Source organism: Brevundimonas sp. UBA5866, assembly GCF_002432125.1.
Taxonomy (GTDB): Bacteria; Pseudomonadota; Alphaproteobacteria; order Caulobacterales; family Caulobacteraceae; genus Brevundimonas.
Map to the genome: position 1 here is coordinate 42,761 of NZ_DJFS01000090.1, position 4,671 is coordinate 47,431.

A 4,671-nucleotide genomic window follows, 5' to 3' on the forward strand; every position below is an offset into this window, starting at 1 on the left:
AGCCCGGCGCGATGCAGTTCACGGTGATGCCGCGCGAACCGACTTCCTGGGCCAGCGACTTGGAGAAGCCGATCATGCCCGCCTTGGACGCCGAATAGTTGGTCTGGCCCGGATTGCCGGTGACACCCACAACCGAGGTCACGCCGATGATACGCCCCGAACGGCGCTTCATCATGCCCTTCACCGCGGCGCGGGTCAGGCGGAAGTAGGACTCAAGGTTGATCTGGATAACCGACTGGAAATCCTCGTCCTTCATACGCATCAGCAGGCCATCCTTGGTGATGCCCGCATTGGCGACCAGAATGTCCAGCGGATTGCCGGCAGCCGCTTCGGCTGCGGCGACCAGCCCGTCAACCGAGTCCGGATCGGACAGGTTGGCCACGGCAAAGAAGGCGCGCTTGCCCAGCTCGGCCTGAAGCTCGGCCAGAACGGCTTCGCGGGTGCCCGACAGCACCACATTGGCCCCCTGCGCATGCAGGGCGCGCGCGATCGCGCCACCGATGCCGCCGGTTGCGCCGGTTACAAGTGCTGTCTTGCCTTCGAGGTTGAACATCTAAGTCTGCTCCGCCAAATCTCTGGGCTGGTCCTATCTGAACCTGGCCCTCTTCGCCAGAGGAAGGTGCCGCAACGGAAGGTTTCTATGGTCGCTGAACATCCCCACTTCAATCGTCGAACCCTTCTGGCCGGTGCGGGTGCCCTGACGCTCGGCGCTGGGCTGGCATCTTGCCAAGGTACTGGAAAGCAAGAATTTTTTGAAATTCCGGGCATCAATCGCCTGCCAATGACGCAGGATGTATTGAACCGTTATGTCTCGCAGGGCCGCCTGCCCGGACTGTGCGTCGGGGTACACCTTCCCGAGGGTGGAAAGACCTTTCTACAGGCCGGCACCCTTGATTTCGGCAGCTTCACACGGGTGGATCGGGACACAGTTTTTCGAATCTATTCGATGACCAAACTGATTACGGGTGCCGCCGCCGCCCTGCTGATCGAAGATGGAAAACTGTCTCTGGATCAGCCTGTCGCAGAACTGGTGCCAGAGTTCGGGGCCTTGAATGTCGCGACCAATCCAGCGCGCAATCTGAATGCACGCCCGGCTCAGAACACCATGACGGTGCGACACCTGCTGACCCATACCGCAGGCTTCACCTATGCCCACACGGGCGATAATGCCGTCCAGCGGGCCTATGCGAGCAATGGCATCTTCATGGCCACCAGTGCCCGCGGCACTACGCCTCCTGCGTCCTATGACGAACTGATCGCACGATTGGCCGACATCCCTTTGATGTTCGAGCCGGGCACGAAATACGAGTACGGCATCTCCATCGATGTGCTGGCCATCGTTATCGAACGGGCCAGCGGCGTACCGTTCCAGATCTTTGTACAGCGCCGCATCCTGGATCCCCTGTCCATGCAGGACACCGTCTGGCACCTGCGTGAAGGCGATGCCGGGCGGTTGGCGGCCATCTACAATTACGGCGAGAACGGTCGCGGTGTGCGTCAGCCCGTAGCGAGAACGTCGGCTGCGGATCTGATGAAGCCCGTGCCCTTCGCGTTTGCAGGATCGGGCCTGCTTTCAACGGCCTCTGACTATATCGACTTCCTCGGCATGCTTCTGAATGATGGAGCCGCCGGCCGCCGCCGGATCATGAAGCCGGAAACGGCCCGCTTGATGCGTTCGGATATCCTGCCCGCCGACATCGTTGCCGCAGGTGGCGGTCACGGCTTTGGCGGCTGGGTCGCCCGCGAAGGCCACAAACGCGCCGGAGAGTTCGGCTGGAGCGGCAATGCCTCGACCCAAGCGTGGATCGACCCCGCCCACAACTTTGCCGCCGTCCTTATGATGCAGGCCCTACCCTATCGCTCGGTCAATGTCCTTGGCGACCTGCGCACCGCGCTGGATGCCGATCTGGGGATCAGCCGCTAGTCATCCGCAGTTTCGGCCCCGGCATCGATATGCGGTGCCGGAACACCGGCCTCATGAAGCGCACGCGCCAATTTTCTATAAAGATTGGCGTGGCAGCGTTTGCTGCCTTCTGTCGCATTCACCGTTGTCACGAACCATTTGGAGCGTGGCACAGAGAGATGAATGTGCCCCTTATCTTCATCATACCAAGCGCCGACCTGAAGATAGACGGTCTTATCGCCCTTTACGCTCGCCTTAATCCCGTCGCTCATTCATCCCTCCTGCCAAGTTGTTGGCCCTAGAGAACAGTGATGCGTCACACGGCGCAATAAAAAGGGCGGGAGATCATCTCTCCCGCCCTTTCATATTCAGCGATTGCCGCCGCTTAGAGCGACTTGGCGAAAGCTTCGATGTCTTCCGGCGTGTTGAGGGCCAGAGCCTCGGCGTCGGCGGCGATGCGCTTGGCCATGCCGGTCAGCACCTTGCCCGAGCCGACTTCGACGAAGCGGGTCACGCCGCCCTCGGTCGCCATCCACTCCATGCTCTCGCGCCAGCGGACGCGGCCCGTGACCTGTTCGACCAGCAGGCGACGGATGGTTTCCGGATCGGTTTCCGGACGGGCGGTGATGTTAGCAACCACCGGCGCCGACGGAGCCACGATCCTGGCATCAGCCAGAGCGGCAGCCATTTCATCAGCAGCCGGAGCCATCAGCGGGCAGTGGAACGGTGCCGACACGTTCAGCGGAATGGCGCGTGCGCCCAGTTCCTTGGCCTTTTCGATGGCCAGATCGACAGCAGCCTTGTCGCCCGAGATGACGACATTGCCCTTGTTGTTGTCATTGGCCACGACGCAGACGCCCGCCGCGCTGCCCGCCTTGGCGGCTTCCTCGGCCAGAGCCAGATCGGTTTTCGGACCGATCAGCGAGGCCATCGCGCCCTTGCCCACCGGCACGGCGCGCTGCATGGCCTGACCGCGCAGTTTCAGCAGGCGGGCGGTGTCGGCCAGCGAGATGGCACCGGCAGCGGCCAGCGCCGAATATTCACCCAGCGAGTGACCGGCCACAAAGGCGGCGCTGGACACATCGATGCCGAACTCGGCCTTCAGGGCGCGGGCGGTGGCGACCGACACGGCCATCAGCGCAGGCTGGGCGTTTTCCGTCAGGGTTAGATCGGCTTCCGGACCGTCCTTCATCAGAGCCGACAGCTTCTGGTTCAGGGCGTCATCGACCTCGGCAAAGACTTCGCGTGCGCTGGCAAAAGCTTCGGCCAGGGCCACGCCCATGCCGACCGACTGGCTGCCCTGACCGGGGAAAAGAAGCGCGAGGCTCATCAGCGTTTCGTCCGTTTTTCTCGTTGAACTCAAGCCGCGAGGCGTAGGCCAAACCTGCCCCCGCGGCAAGAGAAACGAGGCGGATCAGTCTTTGATTTCCGCCGTGCAGGGACGGTTGTCCGGCCCCTGCGCACCGTCGCAGCGACGCACAGCCAGCAGGCTCTCCGTACTCTCGATCAGGCGTTTCGTACCGTCCGTCTGGCGGCTCAGGGTGAAGGCGTCATACAGCCGCCCCGTCGCCGTATAGGCCCGGAACGACAGGTCGTTCTCCGCCACGTCGATCAACTGATACAGTTCGGTATTCTCGGCGGCGCGAACAGGCTGCGCGTCCGCGCGATCGTTGAGGCCGTACATCTTGGAGCCCGTCACCGAGACCACATAGACGGGCCCCTGCGGACGGCCTGCCCCGGTATTGGCGTGCGACGCCGCCGCTCCCGCCTCGTTCGAGACACGGCCATAGCAGTGGTCATGCCCTTGCAGCACCAGATCGATGTTGCGGGCCTCGAAGATCGGTTTCCACGCGGCCTTCAACTCCTCGGTGTCTTCGGGCCGGGCGCAGGTGAAGATGGGTTGGTGGAAGACGGCGATGTTCCATTTGGCCGTGCTGGACGCCAGCGTCCGGTCCAGCCACGACGTCTGGCTCTCCAGCCCGCCCAGATCAAGCGCCGCGGTGCCGTCCAGAACGATGAAGCGCACGCCCTGGAAATCGACAAAATAGGTCGTGTCTGTCACGCCCTCGGCCCCGTTTTGCGGCAGGGCGAACTGGCGGGTCCAGTGCGGCCCCAGCTGCCGGCTTTCGCTGCCGTCGGGCAGGATATGATCGACGTATTCGTGATTGCCCGTGGCCGGTATCTGCACGGTCATGGCAAAGGCGCGACCACCGGCCTCGGTCCACTCGCCCCACTCGTCGTCGTGGACCTTGACCTCGCGCTGGGCCACCAGATCGCCCGCGTGCAGGACCAGTGTGGCAGGCCCCGCCGCCTTGAAGGCCGAACGGATGACACGCGATCCGATCTCGAGGATGTCGTTCTGGGTATCGCCCAGATAGATGAAGCGGAACGGCGTGAACCCTGCAGCCGCCGTACGGAACGGCAGCCACTCGCTCCAGCTGTCGGCGGCCTTCACGCGATAGACGTAACGGGTGTCGGGCTTCAGGCCGTCAAAGCGCACCTGATGATAGATGGCCTCGCCGTTCTCGTTGCGGATCGGCTGGCTGGTGCCGCGTACGGTCTGGGCATTGTAGCCCAGCAGCGGCCCGTCGATCTCTTCGGCGATCTGCGCCTCGGCGGACGCTTGCGCGGTATTGGTTCTCCACGCGACAGCGGCACCACGCGCTGCGTCGGCGGCGGGGGTCAGAACGATGCGGTCGGCCCAGCCCTTGGCCGCAAAACGCCCGTTCGGCGCGTGAAGCGGCGGCGGCAGGGGATCGGGATCGGGC

At 63.5% G+C, this 4,671-nt stretch carries 5 protein-coding genes; 1 reads left to right on the forward strand and 4 read right to left on the reverse strand.

All coding sequences use genetic code 11. From position 1 onward, the window contains the following. Positions 1-553: SDR family NAD(P)-dependent oxidoreductase (locus tag B3H86_RS11940; protein WP_292054208.1), on the reverse strand; the 553-nt coding region annotated here is incomplete at its 3' end. A gap of 228 nt (positions 554-781) precedes the next feature. On the opposite strand from B3H86_RS11940, the gene B3H86_RS11945 reads away from it, so the two are divergent. Beyond that, entirely contained in the window at positions 782-1,924 is a 1,143-nt protein-coding gene (locus B3H86_RS11945) for a serine hydrolase domain-containing protein (protein ID WP_292054209.1), read from the forward strand. Here B3H86_RS11945 and B3H86_RS11950 read toward each other — a convergent pair. The 3 genes from B3H86_RS11950 to B3H86_RS11960 all read right to left on the reverse strand — a co-directional run. After that, complete coding sequence (locus B3H86_RS11950) at positions 1,921-2,175, reverse strand: hypothetical protein (RefSeq protein ID WP_292054213.1); 255 nt, start codon at positions 2,173-2,175, stop codon at positions 1,921-1,923. The two genes, B3H86_RS11945 and B3H86_RS11950, sit on opposite strands and share 4 nt — an antisense overlap. Before the next feature lie 113 nt (positions 2,176-2,288). Next, positions 2,289-3,233 carry an ACP S-malonyltransferase gene (gene fabD, locus B3H86_RS11955; protein ID WP_292054215.1) on the reverse strand — a complete coding sequence of 315 codons (945 nt, stop codon included), beginning with the start codon at positions 3,231-3,233 and terminating at the stop codon, positions 2,289-2,291. An 84-nt stretch (positions 3,234-3,317) separates the two neighbouring features. Continuing rightward, the coding region (locus B3H86_RS11960; RefSeq protein ID WP_292054217.1) for a purple acid phosphatase family protein at positions 3,318-4,671 on the reverse strand (1,354 nt) is incomplete at its 5' end.

What these genes read in the sequence shown, in the direction of transcription:
- fabD (WP_292054215.1), bottom strand. Translation starts at nt 3,233, where the DNA reads ATGAGCCTCGCGCTTCTTTTCCCCGGTCAGGGCAGCCAGTCGGTCGGC.
- B3H86_RS11950 (WP_292054213.1), bottom strand. Translation starts at nt 2,175, where the DNA reads ATGAGCGACGGGATTAAGGCGAGCGTAAAGGGCGATAAGACCGTCTAT.
- B3H86_RS11945 (WP_292054209.1), top strand. Translation starts at nt 782, where the DNA reads ATGACGCAGGATGTATTGAACCGTTATGTCTCGCAGGGCCGCCTGCCC.